This window comes from [Eubacterium] eligens ATCC 27750, assembly GCF_000146185.1.
GTDB lineage: Bacteria > Bacillota > Clostridia > Lachnospirales > Lachnospiraceae > Lachnospira > Lachnospira eligens.
In genome coordinates this window covers 281,735-308,234 of the sequence record NC_012780.1, presented here as the reverse complement: position 1 = coordinate 308,234, position 26,500 = coordinate 281,735, and the positions used below count along the sequence as shown (strand labels likewise).

Annotated in this window: 21 protein-coding genes; 12 read left to right on the top strand and 9 right to left on the bottom strand. The window is 34.2% G+C overall.

Annotation, left to right across the window (positions count from 1 at the left end; genetic code table 11):
• The first annotated feature begins 128 nt into the window (after window positions 1–128).
• A complete protein-coding gene (locus EUBELI_RS11970; RefSeq protein WP_012740628.1) occupies window positions 129–1,904 on the top strand; it encodes a GGDEF domain-containing protein in 1,776 nt (591 codons plus the stop codon).
• Window positions 1,905–1,917: 13 nt separating this feature from the next.
• On the opposite strand, the gene EUBELI_RS11965 is transcribed toward EUBELI_RS11970, so the two are convergent.
• Genes EUBELI_RS11965 through EUBELI_RS11945 form a run of 5 tightly spaced genes read right to left on the bottom strand, consistent with a single transcriptional unit; the run spans window position 1,918 to window position 8,606 of the window.
• Window positions 1,918–2,658 (bottom strand): DeoR/GlpR family DNA-binding transcription regulator, encoded by a 741-nt coding sequence (locus EUBELI_RS11965; protein ID WP_012740627.1) that lies wholly within the window; start codon window positions 2,656–2,658, stop codon window positions 1,918–1,920.
• A 1-nt stretch (window position 2,659) separates the two neighbouring features.
• Window positions 2,660–3,634 carry an asparaginase gene (locus EUBELI_RS11960; protein ID WP_012740626.1) on the bottom strand — a complete coding sequence of 325 codons (975 nt, stop codon included), beginning with the start codon at window positions 3,632–3,634 and terminating at the stop codon, window positions 2,660–2,662.
• Window position 3,635: 1 nt separating this feature from the next.
• Complete coding sequence (locus EUBELI_RS11955) at window positions 3,636–5,036, bottom strand: alanine/glycine:cation symporter family protein (RefSeq protein WP_012740625.1); 1,401 nt, start codon at window positions 5,034–5,036, stop codon at window positions 3,636–3,638.
• A gap of 42 nt (window positions 5,037–5,078) precedes the next feature.
• Complete coding sequence (locus tag EUBELI_RS11950) at window positions 5,079–7,397, bottom strand: coiled-coil domain-containing protein (RefSeq protein ID WP_012740624.1); 2,319 nt, start codon at window positions 7,395–7,397, stop codon at window positions 5,079–5,081.
• 51 nt (window positions 7,398–7,448) lie between these two features.
• The gene (locus tag EUBELI_RS11945) at window positions 7,449–8,606 is read right to left on the bottom strand and encodes an FprA family A-type flavoprotein (RefSeq protein WP_012740623.1); all 1,158 of its coding nucleotides are present in this window, start codon (window positions 8,604–8,606) and stop codon (window positions 7,449–7,451) included.
• A gap of 221 nt (window positions 8,607–8,827) precedes the next feature.
• Between EUBELI_RS11945 and fucO the strand changes: the two genes are divergently transcribed.
• Entirely contained in the window at window positions 8,828–9,976 is a 1,149-nt protein-coding gene (gene fucO, locus EUBELI_RS11940) for a lactaldehyde reductase (protein WP_012740621.1), read from the top strand.
• Between the two features lie 63 nt (window positions 9,977–10,039).
• On the opposite strand, the gene EUBELI_RS11935 is transcribed toward fucO, so the two are convergent.
• A complete protein-coding gene (locus tag EUBELI_RS11935; RefSeq protein ID WP_012740620.1) occupies window positions 10,040–10,459 on the bottom strand; it encodes an acyl-CoA thioesterase in 420 nt (139 codons plus the stop codon).
• 66 nt (window positions 10,460–10,525) lie between these two features.
• Window positions 10,526–11,461 carry a tyrosine-type recombinase/integrase gene (locus EUBELI_RS11930; RefSeq protein WP_012740619.1) on the bottom strand — a complete coding sequence of 312 codons (936 nt, stop codon included), beginning with the start codon at window positions 11,459–11,461 and terminating at the stop codon, window positions 10,526–10,528.
• 225 nt (window positions 11,462–11,686) lie between these two features.
• On the opposite strand from EUBELI_RS11930, the gene EUBELI_RS11925 reads away from it, so the two are divergent.
• Together EUBELI_RS11925 and EUBELI_RS11920 are read left to right on the top strand one after the other, a co-directional pair.
• Window positions 11,687–13,093 carry a hypothetical protein gene (locus EUBELI_RS11925; protein ID WP_012740618.1) on the top strand — a complete coding sequence of 469 codons (1,407 nt, stop codon included), beginning with the start codon at window positions 11,687–11,689 and terminating at the stop codon, window positions 13,091–13,093.
• 754 nt (window positions 13,094–13,847) lie between these two features.
• Window positions 13,848–15,038 (top strand): hypothetical protein, encoded by a 1,191-nt coding sequence (locus tag EUBELI_RS11920; protein WP_012740617.1) that lies wholly within the window; start codon window positions 13,848–13,850, stop codon window positions 15,036–15,038.
• Window positions 15,039–15,646: 608 nt separating this feature from the next.
• Here EUBELI_RS11920 and EUBELI_RS11915 read toward each other — a convergent pair.
• Complete coding sequence (locus EUBELI_RS11915) at window positions 15,647–16,843, bottom strand: ParB/RepB/Spo0J family partition protein (RefSeq protein ID WP_012740616.1); 1,197 nt, start codon at window positions 16,841–16,843, stop codon at window positions 15,647–15,649.
• Window positions 16,844–16,845: 2 nt separating this feature from the next.
• The gene (locus tag EUBELI_RS11910) at window positions 16,846–17,673 is read right to left on the bottom strand and encodes a ParA family protein (RefSeq protein ID WP_012740615.1); all 828 of its coding nucleotides are present in this window, start codon (window positions 17,671–17,673) and stop codon (window positions 16,846–16,848) included.
• Between the two features lie 505 nt (window positions 17,674–18,178).
• On the opposite strand from EUBELI_RS11910, the gene EUBELI_RS11905 reads away from it, so the two are divergent.
• The 8 genes from EUBELI_RS11905 (at window position 18,179) to EUBELI_RS11870 (ending at window position 26,489) form a co-directional block, all read left to right on the top strand.
• Window positions 18,179–18,895, top strand: coding sequence for an acyl-[acyl-carrier-protein] thioesterase (locus EUBELI_RS11905; protein WP_012740614.1), 717 nt, complete (start codon window positions 18,179–18,181; stop codon window positions 18,893–18,895).
• Between the two features lie 62 nt (window positions 18,896–18,957).
• Window positions 18,958–19,284, top strand: a complete 327-nt coding sequence (locus EUBELI_RS11900; RefSeq protein ID WP_041688930.1) for a hypothetical protein — start codon at window positions 18,958–18,960, stop codon at window positions 19,282–19,284.
• Window positions 19,285–19,286: 2 nt separating this feature from the next.
• Window positions 19,287–20,627, top strand: a complete 1,341-nt coding sequence (locus tag EUBELI_RS11895) for an MATE family efflux transporter (RefSeq protein ID WP_012740612.1) — start codon at window positions 19,287–19,289, stop codon at window positions 20,625–20,627.
• Window positions 20,628–20,714: 87 nt separating this feature from the next.
• Window positions 20,715–21,374: an L-serine ammonia-lyase, iron-sulfur-dependent subunit beta gene (gene sdaAB, locus EUBELI_RS11890; protein WP_012740611.1), complete on the top strand. Its 660-nt coding sequence runs from the start codon at window positions 20,715–20,717 to the stop codon at window positions 21,372–21,374.
• Window positions 21,375–21,425: 51 nt separating this feature from the next.
• Complete coding sequence (sdaAA, locus tag EUBELI_RS11885; protein ID WP_041688929.1) at window positions 21,426–22,307, top strand: L-serine ammonia-lyase, iron-sulfur-dependent, subunit alpha; 882 nt, start codon at window positions 21,426–21,428, stop codon at window positions 22,305–22,307.
• 422 nt (window positions 22,308–22,729) lie between these two features.
• Entirely contained in the window at window positions 22,730–23,899 is a 1,170-nt protein-coding gene (locus EUBELI_RS11880; protein WP_041688928.1) for a DUF4317 domain-containing protein, read from the top strand.
• A gap of 22 nt (window positions 23,900–23,921) precedes the next feature.
• Window positions 23,922–24,497, top strand: coding sequence for a DUF5662 family protein (locus EUBELI_RS11875; protein ID WP_049777989.1), 576 nt, complete (start codon window positions 23,922–23,924; stop codon window positions 24,495–24,497).
• A gap of 138 nt (window positions 24,498–24,635) precedes the next feature.
• Window positions 24,636–26,489 (top strand): methyl-accepting chemotaxis protein, encoded by a 1,854-nt coding sequence (locus tag EUBELI_RS11870; RefSeq protein ID WP_012740607.1) that lies wholly within the window; start codon window positions 24,636–24,638, stop codon window positions 26,487–26,489.
• The last annotated feature ends 11 nt before the right edge of the window (window positions 26,490–26,500 follow it).

The following is a 26,500-nucleotide window of genomic DNA, read 5'->3' as shown; positions in this document are numbered from 1 at the left end:
TTTTAAAACATTTTTTTCAAGGCAATATATATTTGCCAATAATTTATCAATAATTACAATTTGTCCTAGATAATTAAATGCATTCATGTTAAAATATACATAACATTTTATGGACGGAGATTGGGGATATGATTATATCAGAAAATCATTTTGGAAAAGAAAATTGTGTTGCTTATTGCGATATCTTAATTAGAAGAAATTATGAAGTAATTAATGCGGATGAGCATTTTTATCATTTTGTGGAGAAGCTGGTTGGAATTAATTTTCTGGATATTGTGCATCCTGATCAGCTGAAGGATTTTAAGACAACATTTGAATCATTAAAACCAGGAGAGAATAGCAGAATTATAATTCTGTTAAGAAATGGAATTGGTGAATATTATTGGTCAGACATGTACATTTTTAATAATGGCAAGGTGCTTTCAGGTGAGAATATTCTTGAAATAAGATGTTTCTTTTTGTCAGCGGTTGAGAGCAGATATCTTATGGGTCTTGATAATATTAATAAATACAGAACACTGCTTTCAGTGTATCGTAATTATTTGTTCGATTATAACTCGTATACAGATATATTTACTATATATATGTACAGAGGTAATCAGTGTACAGCACCGGTTAAATGTCCTCTTGAGCAGTTTAAAGACAGAATGCTGTCACTGTTACGAAATGATGCAGAAAAAAAAGAATTTAATGTTTTTTATAATTATCTTAAAACAGGTTCTAATATGTTTAGCTGCATGGTTTATCTTCCACTTGGTGAGAACAATGATGAATTATATAAGTTTAAGGTTAATGGCGACAGTCTTTTTGCCAATAACAAGCATCCCATAGTTGCTGGATATCTTGAAACAGCTGATGGAAATGTTAATAATATAATACCGTATTATGCAACAAGTGAAGCAGTTGATTCTGCAACCGGGCTTCTTAATAAAAGGGCATGCATGGAATATACAAAAGCAGTGATGGCATCTAATGATAATAAAATTCATTATATGATTATATTTGATGTAGATAATTTTAAAAGTATCAACGATACATATGGACATCTTTTTGGAGATGAGGTTTTAAGTAAGATTGCTACTATCCTTAATGCTAATCTTAATGGTCGTGGGATTGCAGGCAGATTTGGCGGGGATGAGTTTTATATTTTTACAAGTAATATTAAAGATACTGAAGATTTGAGAATACTTCTTACTACAATGAGAAAAGAACTTCAGTATGCTTTTGACAGCAGAATCGATGAATTTGGTGTTACTTTATCAGTGGGAGTCAGCGAGTATCCAAAAGATGGAAATAATTATGAAATTCTGTTTAAAAAAGCAGATAAATGTCTATATCTGGCTAAAGAAAAAGGAAGAAACCGTTTTATTATCTATAATGAAGAAATACATGGTTCTATTCAGGATAATGGCAGACACATACATAAAATACTTGATTTATCTGAGCATTCAGAGTATATGTCAGGTGTTGTTTCTGATATGATTCTTGATTTGATGTCAAGAGGAAAAGATGCTATAGAGGATGTTACCCGGAATATCATGGAACAGTTTGAGATTGATGGAATACGAATTTATAATGATAATTCTGAACTTATATATATGTGTGGTGATTATAAGAAAGTTCCGGATATGACCAATATTCTTAAGGATGAAGCATTTTTATCAAGATATGGAAAGAACAATTCAATGTCAATCGGTATCGTTCCTTCTGTTGAAGCATGGCATAAAGGGTTGTTTAATGAGTTATCAGAAAGTAATATCATGGCATTTATAAGTGCATGGTATGAATTCAGATACAGAAGATACTATTTCTTTTATGATGTATTTAATCATAAAAACCGCTGGAATGACTCTGACAGGAATTTTGTACTTATTATCAGCAAAATCATTGCCAGCGTGTTATAGATATATTACGAAATCATACAGTTATTATATTTGGCAGCTTTGCAAAGCTGCCATTTTTTTTATCTGTAATTATAGTTGCATCCTTGATATTTCCAAAAGTTACGGCGCTTGTTTCTCCAAACTTTGAACTGTCTGCAAGAATATACTTAAAATGACAGTGAGCAAATGCAGTTTCTTTAACTAATGCTTCATTGATATCTGGTGTCGTAAAGCCTGATTTTTCAGTTATTCCATTAGTTCCAAAGAATCCTTTATTGAAGTTCATGCGGTCTATTGTAAGAATAGCCTGATTACCGACAACAGCTTCGGTTATACCTTTAAGTTCTCCACCGATAAGAATAACTTTAAATCCCGCAATTGCAAGTTTTCTTGCATGTGTCACTGCATTAGTAATATATGTTGCATTTTTCTCTTCAAGATAATCAATAAGATATTCAGTAGTTGTTCCGGCATCTATATATACAAAATCATTAGGAGCTACAAGCCTTGCAGCATACATTGCGATTTTCTTTTTTTCTTCAGTATTAAACACAGCTTTCTGTGAAACTGATAATTCGGTAGTGGATATACCATTATTTTTTTCAACCGCCCCACCAAATACCTTTGTGAGTCTGCCCTGTTCATCAAGAGTATTAAGATCACGTCTTATAGTAGATTCAGAGGTGTTAAGCACCTCCTTAAGTTCGGTAACAGTAATACTGCCTTTTTCAGATAACAGATTAAGAATTATTTCATGTCTTTGTTCAGTTAGCATATTAAATCAACTCCTTTTCCATAAAATCTTTAACCTCACCTATAGTATTAAAATGTGCTAAAGACCACATAAGTTTCATCGTAAGGTTTTCAACTGTCATATTTTTTCCGTTGATAATATCTGCTTCGGCAAGATTGCGCCCAACCTCATATATTCCAAGATTAACGCCTTCATAAAGACATTGTGTTGTGACAACAACACATATTCCATTTGCTGTAAGCTTGTAAATATAATCAATAATGTTGTCTGGCAGGCCGCCTATTCCGAAGCTTTCAATTATAACACCTCTGCAAGATGAATTAATATAGTCCAGCAGCTTGTAATTCATTCCCGGGAAAATATTTATAACAGCTATATCAGTACACATGTCGGTTTCAATACGGAAATCATAATAATTGTTTTTGTTATTTTTGAATGGGTGATTATTATATAAAACCCTGTTTTCTACAATCTGAGCAATCACAGGATAGTTGATACTTTCAAATGCATCAAAACTTTTAGTCTTAATTTTTTTGGCACATGTTCCGGCTATCAGTTTATTACAAAATGCAAGAAATACACCAGATATATTTTCACATGAATATATAATTGCATTTTGCAAATTAATAACAGCATCTGTTGCATCCGCATCTATTGGTAATTGGGAACCTGTAAGAATAACGGGTTTAGAGAGATTAATAAGCTGATATGACAATGCAGCCGCGGTATAAGCACATGTATCAGTTCCATGTGTTATGACAAAACCATCATAGTCATTATAGTGTTTTTTAATACATTCTGATATGGCAGCAATGTGATTTGTATTCATATTGCTGCTATCAATATTCATTAATGATATTCCGTTAATCCGGCACATTTGTCTGACTAATGGAATATATTCAATTAAAGCATTGACATCAATACACGGTGTAAGTCCATTGCCACAGTCTTTAGAAGCAATGGTTCCACCGGTAGCTATCAGTAAAATATGTTTCATATTATTTTACCTTCTTACCTTCTGTGTTAAAGTAATCTTTTACAAGTTGTACAACCGTACCGGACAGCAGGAATACTGCTATAAGGTTAGGAATTACCATAAGACCGTTAAATGTTTCTGCTATACTCCACATTAAGCCTAAATTCATAGTAGCACCCACAACTGCAACAAGTGAGTAAATAACCATAAATGGCTTTGCTGATTTAGGACCAAAAAGAAATTCAATACACCTCTGGCCGTAAAGTCCCCAGCCAATGACCGTTGAAAATGCAAAGCAGCACATTGCAATAGCTGTAAATATTGATATCCAGCCGCCATAGGTAGCTGTAAAACCTGATATTGTAAGCTCTGCACCAGCAGCATGTCCATATGTTACAGGAACTCCGCTGCATAAAATTACAAGAGCAGTAAGTGTACAGATTACAATTGTATCAACAAATACTTCAAAGATACCAAAGAATCCCTGTTTTACAGGTTTTCTTGTATCTGCACATGCGTGCGCAATAGAACCTGTACCCAGACCGGCTTCATTAGAAAATATACCTCTTGATACACCTTTTTTCATACTCATAAAGAAACTGCCTACAGCACCACCAGTAACTGATGCTGGAGAAAATGCACCTTGGAATATTGACTTAAATACATAAGGGACATTTGTAATATTAACTATTATAACTCCAATTGCAAGAATTATATATAATAAGGCCATGAATGGAATAAGCTTTTCTGTCACTTTTCCAATTCTTTTAATTCCGCCAATCATAATAAGTGCAATAAGCAGCATGATTATAATTCCGATTATTAGATTAACTATATGGGTTGAGTCAGCAGATATTATATTGTAATTAAGCAATGCTGAATCTATTGCTGCTGTGATTGTATTGACCTGTGTTGCATTACCAGTTCCGAAAACTGTAAGAATTCCAAGAGCTGAGAAAAGATAGGCAAGCCAGTGCCAGTGTTTTTTAAGACCGTTCTTTATGTAGTACATAGGACCGCCGACAAGTTCACCTTTATCATTGGTCTCCCTGAAATGCACTGCAAGAACTACTTCAGAGAACTTTGTGCACATTCCAAGTATTGCTGATATCCACATCCAGAATACAGCTCCAGGTCCGCCGATCGCAATTGCTCCGGCGACACCTGCTATATTACCTGTACCTACTGTAGCAGCAAGCGCTGTACATACTGCCTGAAATGGCGTTAGGGCGCCGTCTGAAGCATTTCGCTTCTTAAGCATGCGCCCTATAGTTATTTTCATTGCATAAGGAAATTTCCTTATCTGGATAAATCCTGTTCTTACACTTAATACCATTCCTACACCGATAATACATATCATTGCGGGAAGTCCCCAGATAAAGTTATTGATTACGCTGTTAATTGATTCAATTGTTGAAAGCATTAATTAGTCCATCCTGTTTATATTGTAGTATGTAGTTAATTATTATTTTTTCTTACCGCCAAAAAATTTAGAAAATAATCCCTTTTCCTTTGATGTTTCAGTTTCATTGATAAGAGTATCTGTTTCGTCTGTCATATTAAAGGTTATACCGGTAAGATTAGTATATTCAATCAGTGCTTTATCATAAACAGACTTTGCATTATCAAAATCTGTTTTATTATAATCACTTCTTGTTGCTTCATAATTAAGCTTATAATATGCCTTTGAAAGCTGATTACTTATGCTGCTGCTCTGTGTATATGTATAATTAGCTTTTTCATATTCTGTTTTTGCATTGTCATATGCAAGCTTTAAAGATTCTGTTGTTCTTCCTGTTGCATCAGAATTTGCCTGAGCTTTGCTTAATTTTTCTGAGGCTTCATGAAGCTTAAATTTAATTTTGTTTATTTCATCTTTAGTCTGGCTAATTTTCTTACGCAGATTCATTTCATCATTAAGAGAATTTTCCATTGCTTTTTTCTTTAATTCTTCATCTTCAATACACTCATCAAGCAGCTTTTTTAGCTGCGGCATATTATGTGCAGCATCAGCCTGTTCCTGTTGAACTGCCTGATAATCAGCAACAGCTTTATCATATTCAAGCTTTGCCTTATTTAACACATCACTTGAATTATTATTAAATTCCTCAAGTCGTTTAATATTATCTTTAGCAGCATCAATTTCATTAAGGATTTTTTCAACAGATGATTTAGCATTTTCATATTCAATATTAATTGAAGATGTATTGCTAGTTATTCTGTTATATTCCTCAAGCATCTCGTCATATTTCTTTTTGGCTTCACTATAAATACTGTAAGAAGCAGCTGTAGTTTTAGCTTCCTCATCGTATGCCGCTTTAGCCCGGTTTACCATAGCACGCTGTGTATTATAATTCATTTTGACAGACTCAGCATTTTTAACTGCTTTCTCGTAATCAGTTTTTAGTCCGGGAACATTTTTCTTACATTCTTCAAGATGAACAGCAGCATCATCAGTTGTGGTTTTGGCAGTATTGTAACTGATTTCAGCCCTGTTTATGTCATCCTGTATAGATTTTAAACTTAACTGATACAAATCAGTTCCATTCACAATATCTTTATTAGATATAAAATGTTTTTTTGAAATATTTGACATATCAGTTATATTACATTCAGATATTTCTATGCTATTATCAGGTTCTTTTTTACAGTCACATGAAAAATTACATTTTGCAGGAACACCATTCTGTGTGAATCTTACCTGAATATATGATAAACCGCCAAGACCACGAAGATTAATTATCCATTCTCCAAATGTTATGTCTTTATAATTACATACAGAAAGATTATAGAGAATCAGACTCTTGCAATAATCCTGTATTTCAGGATTAGAAATTGTGAAGTCTTTAATATCTGCCAGCTTATTACTCTCCGCACGCAGACTATCCAATATGGAATCAAAATCGTAATTATGTGAGTCACGGCCGGTATCGACCTGCCTGTTATAATTTTTCTCTTTAGCAGCTTCATCAGCTATGGCATTATCATAAGCCTTGTTAGCTTCATTAAGCATTTTTACAGCATTGTCATAAGCTTCTTTAGCTGAATTTTCGATACCAACAGCTTCTTCATATGCAGGTTTAAGACGATTCTGCGCTTCTACAGCCCTGTCATATGCAACTTTCTTTATAGTTTCACCTGAACGGACCTGTTCATAGTCTTTCTTTTTTTCAGAAGCGGATGCTTCCGCTTTTTCAAGCATAGCTTTTCTTCCGGAAATTAATGCAGTATTGCGGTCATACTCCTCCTGAAGACTTTGTATGGAAGTAACAGAAGAAGCATACTTTTTATTAAGCGCTTCAAGAGTTTCTTTAGCCTGATTTATTTTGTCAGTAGAATTATCGGCTGAATCAAGATATTCATCATATACTGCTTTTTTAGCTTTCATATTGTCTGACACTTTGTTGATACTGTCTTTAAATGCATCAGCCTTTTTCTTAACATCATAGAATTTATTGCCGGTTTCAATTGTTTTTTGTTTTGCAGCAGAGTGAATTTCGGATGCTTTCTTTGATTGTTCTTTTGAATTTTCCAAATCATTATTAAGCGTTGTTAGAGAATCTTCTGCTTTTTTTAATTCAACTTTTATAAGATCAACAGATAATGTAAGCTCGTGAAGCCCTGAATTATCAGTGCATGATGAATTAACATTAGCTTCATAATCAGCCTTTGCTTCTTCAAGCTTAGTTTTGCTATCAGTTATCTTCTGTTTAAGAACAGATAAGTGTTCTTTTGCTTTGGCAACATCCTGCTCTGCTTTATTTATAATAATGAAATTGTTCATGAAAACACCCTCTTTGATAATTTTGTTGTTCCATTATTAATGGAGAAATGTTTATTTAATTGCATCAGCCAACTGCTCTAATGCAGGAATATCAGTTTCTTTAAGAACTGATTTAATTGTGACAACAGGTTCAACAATTGTTATATTTTTCATTGTTTCAAGTATGTTTCGCATTGTTTTTGCAGCTGTAGGTGCCCATGAGCCATTCTCAATAAGTCCTACTGTTCTGTTCTGAAATGCTTTTGCCTGAAGATGATGAAGAAAATCCTGCATAATCGGAAATACACCTGCATCATAACTTGCAGCAGCCAGAACCATTCTGTCATATCTGAATGCATCTTCTACAGCCTCAGCAATATCACATCTTGAAAGGTCAGTAATAACAACATTTTCAACGCCTTTGTTACGAAGCATTTCTGCAAATTGTTCAGCAGCATATGCAGTATTGCCGTGAATTGAAGCATAGGCTATAAATACACCTTTGCTTTCTGGCTGATAACTGCTCCATGTGTTATATAAGTCAAGGTAATATCCGAGGTTATCTGATAATACAGGACCATGTAATGGACATATAGTCTTAATATCAAGTGCCGAAGCTTTTTTAAGTAAGGTCTGGACAGGAGCACCATATTTACCAACTATGTTAAAATAATATCTTCTTGCTTCACATGCCCAGTCAGCATTCTCAGTAAGCGACAGAGCACCAAATTTTCCAAATCCATCCGCCGAGAACAGAACCTTCTCACTGCTTTCATAAGTTACCATAACCTCAGGCCAGTGAACCATTGGTGCCATAACAAAAGTAAGAGTGTGGGAACCAAGATTAAGAGTATCTCCTTCTTTAACTGTAAGAGAATTCTTAATATTAATATTCTCAAAGAACTGGTTAATCATTACAAATGTCTTAGCATTACCTACTACAGTGATTTCAGGGAAAAGTTCAATAAGTCTGGCAAGGCTTCCAGCATGGTCAGGTTCCATATGCTGGACAATTACATAATCTGCATTCTTTCCATCCAGAGTATTAAGAAGATTGTTTTCCCAGTCTTTCATTCCGCGCTTGTCGACAGTATCCATAATGGCTGTTTTGTCATCAAGGATTACATATGAGTTATATGAAACACCCTCTGGAACAGCATACTGGCTTTCAAAAAGATCTATTGTTGTATCATCAACTCCGATGTATTTTATTTTATCTGATATATTCATAATTTGTACCTCTCTTTCTGGTTCTGAAATTAATAAATTGCTTAAAATCAATTGTTATAAGTATAACATTTATCTGACAGAAGTTAAATGGTAATTGTTTATAAGAAATCATGATTTTATTATGCTTTTTTAATAAAATCAACTTGTTATTATTTTGTCATAGTGGTAAAATATAGTCAACTTTTAAAAGTGAACAATTTTATATTTATGGAGGCGTTTTTATGGCACAGAGATTTATTTTGAATGGAACTTCTTATCATGGAGCAGGTGCAATACAGGAGATTGCAACAGAAGTTAAGTCAAGAGGGTTTAAGAAAGCATTTGTATGTTCTGATCCTGATCTTGTTAAGTTTGGTGTGACAGCAAAGGTTCTTAAGGTTCTTGATGACAATGGTTTTTCTTATGAATTATATTCTAACATCAAGCCTAATCCAACAATTGAGAATGTACAGACAGGTGTAGAAGCATTCAAGAATGCAGGAACAGATTACTTGATCGCTATTGGTGGTGGTTCTTCTATGGATACAGCCAAGGCAATCGGTATTATAATCAATAATCCTGAGTTTGCTGATGTAAGAAGTCTTGAGGGTGTTGCTGATACAAAGAATCCGGCAGTTCCTATTATTGCAGTTCCTACTACAGCTGGTACAGCCGCAGAAGTTACAATTAATTATGTTATTACTGATGCAGAGAAGAATCGTAAGATGGTATGTGTAGATCCTCATGATATTCCTGTTGTTGCTGTTGTAGATCCTGACATGATGTCAAGCATGCCTAAAGGTCTTACTGCTGCTACCGGTATGGATGCTCTTACACATGCTATTGAGGGTTATATTACTGCTGGTGCATGGGAATTATCTGATATGTTCCATCTTAAAGCAATTGAGATTATTGCCAAGAGTTTAAGAGGTGCAGTTGATAATACTCCTGAAGGAAGAGAAGGAATGGCTTTAGGTCAGTACATAGCTGGTATGGGATTTTCTAATGTAGGTCTTGGTATTGTTCATTCTATGGCTCATCCACTTGGAGCACTTTATGATACACCACATGGTGTAGCTAATGCTATTATTCTTCCAACAGGCATGGAGTATAATGCACCTGCTACTGGTGAAAAGTATCGTGATATTGCCAAGGCAATGGGTGTTGAAGGCACAGAAAAGATGACTCAGGATGAATACAGAAAAGCTGCTATTGATGCTGTTAAGAAGCTTGCTGCTGATGTTGGAATTCCTGCTAATCTTAAGGATATTGTTAAGCCAGAAGATATTCCATTCCTTGCACAGTCTGCATATGATGATGCATGCCGTCCAGGTAATCCAAGAGAAACAAGCGTAGAAGAGATTACAAAGCTTTATGAGAGTCTTATCTAAGTAATATATGTAAATAATAAACCGCGGTATAGTAAATTGCTATATCGCGGTTTATGTATATTATTAATTTTCAGCCATATCAATAAACATTACATTTAATTCTGGTAAAGATCTTTTTAATGATACAGGACAGCCTGATGTATCAAGAAAACAGTGCTCACTTTCGCCAGTACATCTTACTTCCCCAGTCTTTTCATCAATCACAGTATATTCTAGTGTAATCTTCACACCATTGTATTTAACAACCTTGACATTAATAATAACAGTATCATAGTAATGAGTCATAGACTTATATCTGGCATTAACTGATAATACAGGACTTATTATGCCTGATTCTTCCATTTTCTTATAGCCGAAACCATTCTCTTCAAGAAGAAATGACCTTGCTTCCTCAAACCATCTTATGTAATTAGAATGATGAACTATTCCCATCTGGTCTGTTTCATAATACTGAACCAGATGTTTGTATGGTTTATATATCATAATATCCCTCCTGACATGTTTTTGTATAATCCACAGTTATGAATTTTTTTCATTGTGTAATTATAGTTATTCAGATACATTTTTGTCAATTTTAGAAGGATTGATATTAATTACATTATAATTAGCAGCTACATTTATTACATTGTCAGCTATTATTTTATCATATCTGTTCATCCATTTTCCTGTTACTCCAGTGTATGAAGCAACTTCATCTTTAGATGCTCCTCCCATTAACATATAGCTTATAGCTGCATGACGGAGTGTCTGCATTGTATAATGCTTCCGCAATTTTTTGGCTTTCACAAGTTTATCTGTGTATGAAGCAAGAAGACGTTCTGTATCGCGCATTTTAATACGGTTTTTTCGTATGTTTGTAAATAATGCGCCGCTCTGTATATTCTCTGCCATAATATATTTATCAAGAATTGTACCAAGGTCATCAGGTATAATAAGAAATCTGCTTATATGATTCTTTGGTGGCATATTAATACACAGATTCCCTGTCTGATTTCGGCATATATACTCCTTGTTTAGATTGCATATTTCCTGATTGGTAAGTCCCATCTTAATTACTAGTGAAAATATTAAAAATGCTTTATTGTCATTGGCATCTAATGCCGCACTCAGAAGATTATCAATTTCTTTAGTATTAGGTATTGCATCTTTTGGCAATATTTTATCCTGTTCTGGAAGAGACATACTTTCAAAATGATTAACATATCGTTTGCCATGATTAATAGTATAAGTTTCTATAAATGTGCATACAGATTTCATAACTGAAAGACGCATAACTGCAGTATTATATGACAATCTGCCAGAGTTAACTTTCTCTATAAGGTTGTTGTAATAATTCATTGCCTCTTTTCTTGTTAATTTAAGTGGGTCGTGTCCGATTATTTTATCAAAACTTTTTATAACATTCCAATATTCTTTCCGTGTTCTTGGACGCAAATTCGTCTGGAAATATATCCATATCTCATCTTCAAATTTAGCTGATATCATATGTTATCCTTTCTCTAAAGCAGTGGTGTAGTATAGTTTAGTTAAATATGACGACATATGTCTTAACCACAAACAAAATTATACCATTCCTCCACAATAAAATCAAAATAAAATAAACAAAACCCAAAATAATTAAGAAAAGCTTCCTGATTGAACTCAGTTCACATTTGCTTTTTATGTCGAAAGTCCGTATAATATATTTATATTTAAATTGAAGGAGTTAATATGGAACAGTATTCTAGGCGATTTATAGAAGAGCTTGCCAAGCATATCAACCCTGCTATTCTAGAATTCTATAATAAAAAAAGAAATCTCATGAATTTTCCAGCTGATAATGTAGCAGAGCTTATAGATGAAACATTGATGGAGTATCTTGAAGGTAAAACGAGTCGTGAAGATTTAATGCCTATTATTAACAAGATAAAAAAGTCGCGTCTTCAGAAACGCGCCAGATGGTATAAGGCATACAATAATGACATTGATAATATGAATCTTGATGATCCCAAGCATCCTCTTGCCAGTTTTATTTCTCTGGCCAGATCATTAAGACCTGACGAATATGCCAAGCTTTATGGAGATAAAGAGCTTGATGATATTATCAAAGATAAGAAGGTTGCAGCTAATAAATGGAAGAATGATTCCGGAAGTCTTCTGATTGATTTTCCAGGACTCTACTCTTTCACTAATAATTCAATATATAATTCTCTTAAGAATGATTTAATTATCAGTGCATGGAAGTATATAGAAAGTGAGCTGGCCGGAAACATTGATTCTTATCTAAGAATGTATCCGGTTGACCTTGTTGATAAACCATTATTCAGCCCATCTTCTTTTACTCTGATGATGGAAACAGCTTCCAATAATTTGTTAAAGGAAATTATTACTGATGATGATGGAGATGAACTGTTAGAGGTCACTGTGGATAATGGTAAGCTGACGCCACCTAAGTCTATGGATACAGATGACCTTAAACTTGTCAATGCATTTATCTCTAATATTAATATGCAGGAGTTCTCTAAAGAGAAATCTGTTGTTGTCGATCTTAATACTCTGGGTAAAGAGGTTGTTGATTATCATGTAGGCAAGAATGTTCTTAATAAGATTAGTAATTCATGCCGTAAACTGGTAGAGTATAACTTCTCTTATGAAGCTGAAGGCAGTAAGATATATTTCAACTTGTTTGATAATATTGTTATTAAAGAGGATGCGGAACGGCCATATGCCATAGCACAATTTGGAGAGATTCTAAGCAACGCAATTATTCAGAAGAAGCTTATCTCTATTACTTCTGCTTCTTATGATGTTCTTGATAATAACCTTTCAAAGATTATATGCTATGCGATAAAGCGTGAACAGATAGCTAATCAGGAAACAAGAGTTAACGAATATAGTTATACATACTTCCAGAAGATTGTAAGATTCAAGCTCAAGAATAAAAAGAAAAATCTGCAGCTTATCCAGGAAAGTCTTCAGGAGTTTGTCGATAATCATATTGCTATTGAAAAGTTTGAATTAAAGAATGGCGTGTTTATTATAACTTTTCTGCCGTTGTCTGATGCTGAGATTGAAGATCTTAATTCTGATAATGATAAGAATGATAAAGGATTGCTGATTGATAGTTTTGATATTTGATATTAATAAACGATTTAATATTGAATGTAAGTCTACATTTTTTAATTTGACAATCTGATGTCGAATAATGAAGGATAATTGATTAATTTCAATTATCCTTTTTTTATTTGGCTTAAATATGGGATTTTATAGAGTTTTGTCGTTTATTTTTATAATTTAATATAAAAAATGCTCACTACTGCCCTATTTAAGCCATTTTTAATTTTATTAAAGATTTATTTGAAATTTTGATTAATTCTTGAAGAAAAAATGTAGATATTTTTGGAGTAAATTTATAATAAGAAGTTAATATAATGTAGATAAAATTGGAGTAAATTTATTAAATGTAGATATTTTTGGAGTAAATTTTGCTTTTTTTCATAAAAATATATCTCATAAGTATGCTTATTTGAATGCAATATATTCCTTTAGTATTGTTTTTCTACATTTTTTTATTCAAAAAAACTGTTCGATGTCTACATTTTTGGCTTAAATACTAGATTTCCTTAGTTTAGCACCTTTTATATGAACACATCATAACCTAAATGTAGATATTTTTGGAGTAAATCACACAAAATATGCAATTTGTGGTCTACATAAAAAAAATCAAAGAAATTTCGTAGACATATTTAGAGTAAAATACCACAGTTTTTAAAAATTGTAGATAAAAACGGAGTAAAAATAGAGAAAAATATCAGTAATGTGGATAAAAACGGAGTAAAACAGAGAATTTGATTTCCTGCCAAAATACTGTTAAATTATGGTCTAAAAGGGGGTGAAATGCTTGGATAATTTTGCAAATATAGGTAAATCAGTTATAATCCAGTCTCTTGGTATCCAGAAAAATTACACAGAAGTAATTGAATCCACTGTAGAAACCATTGACTATAATAATGCAGCCTGCATTAACTGTAAATATAAAGCTGTCATTGAAACATTTGGCAAAGACAGCCGGGCATATTCTGATGCATGCAGTACCTGTGAGCATTGTCCGCATAAAGCATTAGCCCATAAGAATGTGTATAAAAAAGTTTACCATAATGAAAAGAATCGTTATGGCTATAGACCTATGCTTAAAGCAAATGCGATAAAATTATTTATGTTACTGCATTTTTATCATCCTGATTCTAATGGTATTATCAGAAATCTTGATGCCGGCGAACTTGCAGTTAATGTTGGATGCAATGTCCGCACAATATGGAATAACTTAAAGACTCTTCAGGAATATACATATATTTCATATTCTAAAAATGAATATGGACTGATTAATATACTTCTTAATGATTACGAAAACTACTACCTTCCTGCCAATAAGGGTGGGCGAGGTTTTCTTGTTGTATCCAAAGAACTGTATAAAAGACTGTGCAATATCAAATCTTTGGTTTCATTGAGAATATTTATCCGTGAACTGTTAAGTCTTGATGCTCCTGAATTAAAAGGACAAGCTAGTGTTGATTATAAGAAAATTAAAGAAATCAGAAATCTTCTTCCTGCTTACTGTAAGCCATCGGTAATAAAGGAAAAGCTTGGTCAGGAATCAGATATTTTTATTGTTTCCTTTAAAGATGATGTTGTCAGATTCCAGATAGATACAGAGTTTATTCCTAAGAATGAAAAACTTCGTGTTCATGATGAATATGCCAGAACATTAGAAAAATTTATATGGGAGTTCAACCAGAATGTGGCTTATGTTAATTCTGGCGGTATTTGTCCTGATTATCTGAACGATTTCTTCTCTATAAAAAATAAGAAATCTGCAGCTCCATTTAAACCAATGCTACTTACAGAAATTGAGATTGATGATCTGGCAAGTCTGTCAGTTCACTATTCTTATGACATTGTAGTTAATGCCTTATCTGTTGTATATAGAGAATACTATATGTATCAGAAGACAGTTAATAATCTTGGAGGTCTGGTTTCTACAATTATAAGATCAGAATTTAATAAATCAAAAAAGGCTGCATAAAAAACAGTCTTTTTTTCGTGTCTTTTTTTTCATTTATCCCATAAATTTTAGTCAAATATTATAATTTAAGAAATTCTCATCTTTAAAATGTTGAAGATACATCTTATTACTATCAAATTGTTACATAAAATAGTGTAAAAGTGTATTTATGCGACTACTATAATAAATGTTATTTGAAAGTTTTCGACAGAAAAAGTATAAAAAAACACATAATTATTAAACAAAATACCTTTTTTGAAAGAAAAAAAATATATAAAAAAATTAAATACATTTTTTGAAAAAAAAGAATTCTTATTGACCTTAATAAGTCATCATAAATGAAAAAAAATAACACATGAAAATTCAATAAAGTTAGTAATAATGCGGTTTAACATAACTGCTAATTAACAATATATGTTTAAATGATAATAATATATATGTATATATAGATTTAAAAAGAACTATTATAAATTATTATTAAATAAAAAATGACAGGTAAATATTCAAATTTAACTAAAATTGAATACTACCCGTCAAAATTATGGTTTTGTAAAATGACCATATACGCATTTTTATTATGTATTTGATGAAATATGTATATATATGTCAAAAATTCATATATGAGGAAATTAAAGGTTATCTATAAGGTCAACCAGTCTGTCTTTTAAAATTTCAACTCTTATTTTAAGCTCAGCATCATTTTTTATAACTGATTTATTATTTTTAAGAATGTCAAAATTATTTTCTAATAAGGTTAAAGACTGTTCAAGCTTGGCAATTGAATTTATTCTTTTTAATTCAGAATCAGAGATAGATGTCTGTCGCTGTTCTTTTTCCTTTTGCTGCTGCTTAAGCTTTTCTACCTGGGCTTCCATCTTAGCCTTTTCCTTTTCGGCTTTTTCTTTTGCCAGCATTGCGAATTTAACCATGTCATCTTTGTCCTGTTCAGTATTAGATGGCTTATCATTTTGCTGTATAGAACTGATTTTCTGTTCTAATAACCGGATTGTCTGTTCCTTATCTTCGATTTCTTTCGTTGCTGAATCGAGCTGCTTCTTATACTCTCTTGCTTCATCGGCACGTTCTTCTGATAATTTTTTTATAGACTGGAATTCCGCATTTTCAATAGTTCCATTCTTCTGAATAATAGAAAGAATTGTTTTCTGTGCATCTTCATCAAGTTTGCCGAATTTATCTGCCTGATTAAGATCAATGCCATTAGAATTAAGTAATTCAGAAAGTTCTGGTATAAGCTTCTCGGCTGTTGTATATTTTCTTGCCTGTCTTTCAGAGATATTAAGCTGGTTAGCAATTTCAGCGTGTATATTTTTAATTTCACCTTTTAATTTCTTGGCTTCATAGAGTTCTAATAAACGGCTTACTTCCCATCTTTTTACTTCCATACTTGATTCTCTGACATCATGATTGGCGGAAATAAGCATAATTTCTTCATCAATAGCATTTACATCAGATTTCTCTACTTTACAAGGTATTCCTGCAGGAAAGTTATCCCGGTATTCTTTATCAGTCATCTGGCATATGGCATGATATCTTCTTTCACCAGAAATAAGTCTGTATAGGTCTGTTTCAGCATCATATAAAACAGACAGATTGTGACGCAGACCATTTACAAGAATACTTTCTTTGAGTGCTTCTATTCCATCCTGTGAATACTGCTCATTCTTAGGATTTGGAATAATCTTTTCTTTTGGAATGTATTTAAAATTATACTGGGCTTTAGCCTGTATTTCACGGAGCTTTTCACCACCATCGTTATTGAGTACACCGGATTTAGTTGTTCCGGCACTAAATGATTTCTTTGCCATTACTACTTCTCTCCTTTCAGATATTTTGCAAGCTTACGGTAATGAGGTGTGTCCATTAATCCAAGATAATTGACAAGTTCAACATAATCAAGCGATGCCGGACACTTCTTGTCATATGTTAACAAAGGTTCAAATGTAGTGTTTGATTCATTGACAGCTATGCAGTTCCTTATAGAAATTGGAAGAAATCTGTCACCGAACATATTTTCATAACTTTCATACATCTGACGGAAAAGTGTAGTTCTTCCTGCTACACGAGTCATAAATATACCTGCAAATTCAATGCTTAGTGCATATTTGTCATTAAGTTCTTCAATTGTATCTAATAGAGACATAAGTCCATCATAAGAGAAATTATCTACACAGATAGGTGTAATAATTTTATCACTTGCGCACATTGCACATGATGTAAGATAAGACTTAAAAGGTGAATTGTCTATTATAATATAATCAAATTCGTCTTTAATAAGATTAAGATTATATCGTAGATAAAGTTCAACATTAGTTTCTTTCATTTTATCGTATATCTTATATATAAGACTGTTAAGCTCCCTTGATGCAGCAAGAATAGATATATTATCGTAGTCTGTATCTGTTATAAAATTCATAACGGCATCTTTATTATTTTGCTTTACGCAAAACAGATGTTCATAATTAATATCAGGATTAGCTTCTGCCTGTCCAAACATTTTAGTTGTGTTCATCTGTGGATCAAGATCAATCAATAATACGTTGTATTCTGAAATAGCTAAAATCTGTGCAATAGTTATTGCAGAGGTAGACTTTCCTACTCCACCTTTTTCATTAATTAAACTAATTACTTCTGCCATTGTATTTCCTTTCTTAATATTAGTATATGTTAATTATACATCATTTAAAATACTTTTCAATTGATTTTTCGAAAAACTTTGCACTCAGTTCACAGTTCATACTTCATACTTCATGGTTCATACTTCATAATTTTACTTTATAGTTTTATATTTAATTAGATTTAACAGAAAAAAGTGAACTCAGTTCAAAAAATGGAATGATGTATTGCACTTTGAATATAATTTGAAATACAAATTGGAATATTATAATAATATGTACAAATAAGATAGTTTATGAGTGAAAAACAGAAAGATTTTTGAACTGAGTTCAAAGTTTTAACAATAAATAGAATAATCAAAATGGAAATTAGAACATATGTTTATCATGTTTCATGTGAAACATTTTCACAATATATAGTGCTTCAGATGTTTTAAGTACACAATTTAATATTAGATGTATTGAGTTATCTTGCAACTAACGGTATAATTATCAAACAAATTATTTTTATGGAATTATGAGGTTATTATGGTATTTAATTACACATACAGAATTGGTCTTGAAGATTGTGGAAGGGAAAATAAGGCTACTAACAGGGCTATTCTTACTATTTTGGAGGATATTGCAGGCTTGCATTCTGCTACAGTAGGGCTTGGACTTAATGAAATCAATGAAACAGGCTGTGCATGGGTTGTTTTGAACTGGCAGATGAAAATTATAAGGCGCCCTGCATATAATGATGAATTAACTGTTTATACATGGTCAACATCCGCAGATAAGCTGTTTGCGGAGAGAGATTTCAGGATTACTGATAAGAATGGTGAAACAATTGTTATTGCGACATCACGCTGGTTATATATGGATATTAACAGGAGAAGACCGGTAAGAATTACACCGGAAATAATGGACAGATATGAATCAGAGCCTGAAATACATGTGTTTACTGAAAAAGTAAACAGAATAGATCCTCCAGACACTGGTTATATTGAAATTCCATATAATATATTAAGGAGAGATGTTGATTATCTTGGTCATATGCATAATATCAGTTATCTGGATGCTGCTTATGATGTAATGCCAGAAGAATATTTTAACGGACCACAATTCAACTTTGTAAGTATTGAATATCGTAAGGAATTGCTTAGAAATGATGAGGTAAAAGCACATTTTTATAAAATTGACAAAGGATGTATAATATCTTTAAATACGGATAAGATAAATGCAGTAATTATGCTGAAATATTAGAAATTAATATTTGTTATATAATTCTGGAATGCAAATTCCAACGCATGGAAAGGAGTGCAATTATGAGTCTTATTAATAAAGAAAAAGTATTGAATGGAGTCGGAAAAGCTGTGGATGCTACTAATAATATGGCAGATAAGGCTTCTTCATTTGTTAAGGAAAAGGAAATTGACAAGAAAGCTATGAAGGCTGCGAAAACTGCCGAAAAAGGTATTAAAATAGCAGGAAATAAGATTGGAGAGGTCGCTGGAGAAATTGTTGCGGGCTATAAGAATAAGGCAGGTGGAGCATCTTCTAAGACAGCTGGTACTGCTGCAACAGGCAACAAAGCACCAGATATCATTGTAGATGCCAAAGATATTAAAGAACATGTAAGTGATGAGGAATAGTAATGCAAAGTGATTTTTCACAGGGAAAAGTCTGGAAAAATGTTATTAATCAGGCAATTCCGCTTATGGTCGCACAGCTTATACAGATTCTGTACAATGTTGTTGACCGGATATACATTGGGCATCTTCCTGTTATTGGAAGCAATGCTTTAACAGGAATAGGACTGGTTTTTCCTATTACAACACTTGTTGCGGCATTTACTAATCTGTTTTCAACAGGTGGTGTGCCGCTCTTTTCTATGGCAAGAGGAGCAAAAGAAGAAAAGAAAGCGGAACTTATACTAGGACAGGTTGTATCACTGCTTTTTATTACATCGCTGGCACTTATGGCGTTATGCTATATATTTAAAAGACCAGTACTGTTCCTTTTCGGAGCAAGTGAAGAAACTTATGTATATGCTGACCAGTATCTTAAAATATATCTTCTGGGAACGATATTTTCAGTGCTTTCAACCGGACTTAATGGATTTATTAATGCGCAGGGATATCCTAAAAAGGGCATGATGACAGTTATGCTTGGTGCAATTATTAATCTCATTCTTGATCCAGTGTTCATATATGGGCTTCATATGGGCGTTTATGGTGCAGCAATAGCAACAGTAATAAGCCAGGGGGTGTCTTTTGCGTGGGTTTTAAGCTTTTTTATGGGGGAGAAAACATTTTACCATATAAAAAAAGAAAATCTGATTCTGAAAGCACGAATGTTTGGAAAGATTACATCTCTTGGAATATCAGGATTTGTTATGCAGGGAACTAACTGCCTTGTGCAGATTGTATGTAATAAAATGCTGTTTATGTATGGCGGGGATATGTATGTAGGAATTATGACTGTAATTAATTCAGTCAGGGAGATTCTTTCTGTTCCTGGTAGTACACTTGGTAGTGGAGCACAACCTGTTCTTGGCTACAATTATGGTGCAAAGCAATACGAAAGAGTCAGAAAAGCAATAAGATTTACGGCTGCGATTGGATTTTTATATATGCTTATTGCGTGGCTTGCTGTAATTATATTTCCGAAAGAGATTCTGTCGGTATTTACAACGGATAAGGCAATGATTAATTTAGGAGAACATGCATTGAAGCTGTATTTCTTTGGGTTTTTCTTTATGTCGTTCCAGTTCGTGGGACAGTCGACATTTACAGCTCTTGGATGTGCGAAGAGAGCTGTGTTCTTTTCAATATTCAGGAAGGTTATAATTGTTGTTCCGCTTACAATTATTCTTCCTATGCTTGGACTTGGAGTTGAAGGAGTGTTTATTGCTGAGCCGGTATCTAATGCAATAGGTGGTCTGGCAAGCTTTACTACAATGTATTTTACACTTTACAAAAAACTGCCGGAATAGTATTCTAAAGACAATGATAGCAAAGGTGCCATCGCTTCTGTATAGGGAGCGGTGGCTTTTTTAAAATCTTGGAAAGAGGGATAATTTATGGATATATTTGACATAATAGGACCTGTGATGGTTGGTCCGTCAAGCTCACATACAGCAGGTGCTGTCAGAATTGGTTACATTGCAGGAAAACTTATGGGAGAGCCGATTGCAAAAGCAGAAATTCTTCTATATGGATCGTTTCTGGCAACAGGAAAAGGACATGGAACAAGGAAGGCACTTGTTGCCGGACTTCTTGGAATGAAACCGGATGATATGAGAATTCCGGACAGTTTTGAGATTGCTAAGGAGCATGGTATAGAGGTTGTTTTCGGAGAATCAGCATTAAGAGATGCACATCCGAATACAGCCCAGATTTTCCTGACATCTGTAACTGGTAAGAATCTTGAAGTTGTTGGTGAATCACTTGGAGGATCACGAATTAATATTGCTCAGATTGACGGTATATCTACGAATTTTTCAGGTGATTATCCGACACTTGTTGTGCATAACATGGATCAGCCTGGACATGTGGCAGAAGTTACATCAATGCTTGCACACAAATCAGTTAATATTGCTGCCATGCAGTTGTACAGGGCTGGCAGAGGCGGCAATTCAGTTATGGTGCTTGAGTGTGACCAGGAAGTGCCAGAGGAGGGAATTAACTGGTTAAGACATGCAGAAGGTGTTGTCAAGGTGACTTATCTTGGCTTGGAATAATCATAATGTAGAATTTGATTAGCATAATTATTGGTGAAAAATGGAGGATTTATGGCAGAATATCATTCAATCAGTGACCTTGTGAAATTAAGTATTAATAATAAGCAGGAATTATGGCAGGTTGTTCTTACGGGACAAGCACGTGACAAGCTAATGTCTGAAAGAGATGTATTTGCACAGATGAAAAAGATGTATCAGGCTATGAAGAGCGCAGATGAGCAATATGACCAGCAGTTGAGGTCACCAAGTAAAATGGCTGGTGGTGATGGATATAAAATGCGAATTTATAATGAGTCTGGCAGAAATATATGTGGTGATTTTATTGGTGTGGTTATGGAAAAAGCATTAAAGATGGGGGAATCGAATGCATGCATGAAGAGAATAGTAGCAGCACCTACAGCAGGTTCATGTGGTGTTATTCCGGCTGTATTACTGTCTTATGAAAAATGTTTTGGCGTTACAGAAGATGAATGTGTAAAAGCGTTATTAATTGCGGCCGGAATAGGTGCGGTAATTGCTGAAAATGCATCTATTGCAGGAGCAGCAGGTGGCTGTCAGGCAGAGATTGGTTCGGCAAGTGCAATGGCAGCGGCGGGACTGGCTTATATGCAGGGAGCAGATAGTGAAGGATGTGCAAATGCCCTGGCACTTGCTTTAAAGAGTATGCTGGGGCTGACATGTGATCCGGTTTGCGGATTAGTTGAGGTTCCATGTATAAAGAGAAATGTTTCTGGGGCAGTCAATGCAATTACGGCGGCACAGATGACAATGGCGGGTATAAAGAGCGTAATTCCTGCAGACGAGGTTATAGATTCCATGAGAAGGATAGGTAATGACATGCCGGTATGTCTTAAAGAAACAGGTGAAGGTGGACTGGCAATAACACCAACTGCAAAAGTGTATAAGCAAAAGTTAAATAATATTGACAACTAATGTCACAAAAAATGACAAAAAATTGACAAAAAATACTGTTTTTTTAAAAAAAATGGCAAAAAAACTGTTGATTGACAAAAATAATATGCTATAATATAGATGATTGTAAAAGAAATTGAATTTGTTTGAATGAATTTGAATGATTTTACAATTAACATTACACACAGATATAAGGATAACTCCATAATTCCTTATATTTGACTATATTTCTATCCCCTCTACTCATCCCCGGTTCCCCCAGAACCGGGGAAGTTTTTTATGCGCGGATAGCGAGGAGAATATAAAAATGTACTGTAATCATGCTTGCATGAATTGAAACTTTTTTACATGTGGGCATCAGTATATGCTATAATTACACAATATGTTTACATTCAGACAATACCGGCTATGAGTAAATAAATAATCAGAGGATGGAGTTAGTTATGACACGAAAAGAACTTAATGAAATTAAATCACAATATACATTAGAGGACTGTGGAATATTAAGGTTATGCGGATGCTATGTTGATGGTGAGCGAAATAAGATAACACAGTTTAATGAGAATTTTCTTAATCTTCCGGAAGAGGAGAAGCATAAATATTTTGATATATTTAAGAAGACTCTTTCAGGAACACCAGGAAAGAATCTGGTTGATATGAAGTTTAATGTCGATGCGTATGCTGATGAGGGCGCAAGAACATTTTTAATGAATTTAAGAGACAGCGGTCTTAAGGATGACAGACTTCTTAACGAATTCTATGACAGGATTATCAATAATTACAGCTATGTTGGTAATTATCTGATTCTTCTAATTAATCAGGTATATGATATTCCTGCGGTTACTACTGATAATATAGAGATGGATGATGCATCTGATGAGGTTTACAGCTACATTTTATGCAGTATATGTCATGTGAATCTTTCTAAGCCGGGGCTTGGGTATGATGAGGAGGACAATAATTTCCATGATAAGAAGCAGAATCATATGGTAGATGTACCTGATGTGGGATTTCTGTTCCCGGCATTTAATAAGAGAAGTGCAGATGAGGATATGACTCTTTTCTATACTAAAGATGTCAGTGAATTTGAGGACGGGCTTATCGACTGCCTGCTTGACTGTGCGGTTCCGCTTCCTGCAAAGCAGCAGAAGGAAACATTTACATCACTTGTTAATGAGGCACTTGGTGAAGAGGCTGACCTTGAGATTGTGAAGAATATTCATGAAAATCTTGAGCAGATTATAGAAGAGAAGAAGCAGGAAAGTCCGGCACCGGTTATGCTTGATAAAACTGAGATGAAGGATCTGTTGGAAAAAAGTGGTGTTAAAGAGGAAAAGCTTGAGAATTTCGAGGAGCACTTTGAGATGGCTGCCGGTGAACATGGAAAGCTTGTTGCATCAAATGTTTCATCTGGTAAGAAATTTGAAGTGAAAACGCCGGATGTTGTCATAAAGATTAATTCAGATAAGACAGATATTGTGAGTACACAGATAATTGATGGAAGACAGTGCCTTGTAATTCAGATTGACGAGAGACTTGAGGTTAATGGGATTTCAGTTAATCCTGATACAGGTGAGGTTATAGATAGAACCGCTGATGGATATGTAGAATAATGATAATGGAGGATGAGTCTGTATGACATTGAAGAAGTTGCTGCATAATTTCAATGGGCATCTGCACACGGTTAATTCCCACAGAAGGCTGGTGAGAAAATACTGCTTTAAGCTTGGATTATACAGGCAGGGAATGATGCATGATTTGTCAAAATATTCGCCATCGGAGTTCATACCAGGAGTTAAGTACTATCAGGATGGACACAGAAGTCCTAATAATGCACAGCGTGAAGATGAAGGTGTTTCAAAGGCATGGCTGCATCATAAGGGCAGGAATAAACATCATTTTGAATACTGGATAGATTACGATGTCGATGGTAACAGCACTATTCTTGCAGGAATGAAAATGCCTGTGAAATATGTTGCTGAGATGTTTTGCGACAGAGTTGCAGCGAGCAGGATATATAATAAAGACAAGTACAAAGATTCAGATCCATTGGATTACTATATTAAGGGGCTTGGGCATTATATTATGCATCCGGAAACAGATGAGCTTCTTCACAATCTTTTGAAGATGCTTGCTGATAAAGGGGAAGAGTATACATTTGCATATATAAAAGCAAATGTGCTTAAGAAAAAGAAAACAGGCGGATTATAGCAATTTTTTGGTGAAACTTTAATATTTTGACAAGAAAAAGGTTTTTAAAATTGGCGTAATGGTGTATAATTTAAAGAACAATATGAACAAAAGAATGTTCTGGTGAATAATTAAATAAGAGGAAAGGGAGGTCTTATAATGGGGAAAATGCATACTAAGGCCGAAAGAACTGAAAAAGTTGAAGAGATTAAGGCTGAGAATAGGAAGAAGGTAAAAGAGATCAGGGCAAAGAAGAAAGAGCTTGATGCTGAGGTTAAGAAGAAAGCCAGACAGGTTGCCGCTGATAGAAAGAAGAGAAGAGCGGGTATTACATTCAGACTGTTTATGCTTGCTATTGTACCGGTAATTGTTATGGTACTGGGGCTTATTACAACTACAGTATTCAGTCTTAAGTCAGGACTGGAAGAAGAGGCCATGGATGGACTAGAACTGTTAAGTGGGGCAGTACAGAGTTCTTATGAGGATATTAAAGGCAACTATGAATATAAGAACGGTAGATTATTCAAGGGTGGCGAAGAATTGACTATTAAACCGGCTGCACTTGATATATATGTCAAGAACTCCAAGAATGATGTCCAGGTTACACTTACATATGGAACCAAGAGAGTTCTTACAACGCTTACTGATAAAAAGGGAGCAAGATTAACGGGAACAGATATATCAAGTGAAGTGTGGGATGTAGTTAAGACGGGAAAGACATATAGAGATACTAATTATAAGGTAGATGGAAAGAGATACTGTGCAGTATATGTGCCACTAAAGGATAATAACCAGGTTGTAGGATGTGTATTTGCAGGACAGCCTACATCAGATATTACAAACTATATAATGCAGAAGGTTGGAACAATGCTTATAGTTTCTGCAGTAGTACTTATATTAGTAGGAATTGTGGCAACATTTATAGCACAGAGTATTTCAAAGTCGATTAAGAGAGCAAGTGTATCTGTAACGAAAGTTGCCGGAGGAGATCTTACAGTAGAGGTCGATAAGACTGTACTTAAGAGAAAGGATGAAATCGGAGACATGGGCAGAGCCCTTGAAACTCTTATAATTAAGTTAAGAGAAATTGTTGGAAGTCTTGCAAAGTCTGCAACAGATCTTGGTGAGTCAGGTAATTCAATTGACTCTATGGCTTCACAGTCAAGTGTTGCTGCAGGAGAAATCAGTACAGCAGTAGAGGAGATATCTAAGGGTGCAGTATCACAGGCAGAAGATATTGAGACAGCAACTAATGAAATTATGACAATGGGTGAACAGATTACTCAGATAGTTAATAATATTGCTGACCTTACAAAGACATCTAAGAACATGGAAGAAGCCGAAAATGCTTCACAGGATACAATGATTGAATTAAGTGATGCAGTACAGAGAACTACTGATGCAGTTGCAAGAATTGCAAAACAGATAGAGACAACTAATGAATCGGTAGATAAGATTGGCAATGCTGCTTCACTTATTGCAGATATTGCAAGCCAGACAAGCCTGTTATCACTGAATGCTTCTATTGAATCAGCAAGAGCAGGAGAAGCAGGAAAAGGATTTGCAGTTGTTGCATCAGAGATTCAGAAGCTTTCATCACAATCTGACAGCACAGCAAGTAAGATTCAGGAGATTATTACAGATCTCCAGAATGATTCGAAAGAAACACTTGAGGTTATGAGAAGTACAGAAGTTCTTGTAAGAGAGCAGTATGAAAAGCTTGCAGCAACTAAGGAAAGATTTAAGGAAGTTGGTAATGGCATTAATGTTTCAAAGCGTGGAACAGATGTTATTAAAGGCAATGCCGAAGTATGCGACAGCTCAAGAGTTACCGTTGTTGATGTAATATCTAATCTATCTGCTATATCAGAAGAGAATGCTGCTTCAACACAGCAGACAACATCTTCTATGCAGGAGCTTAATGCAACTATTAATATTCTTGCAGAAACAGCGGCTAAGGTTAAGGAAGTATCAGACCAGCTTAATGAAGATATGAAGTATTTTAAGATGTAATCAGAATAAAG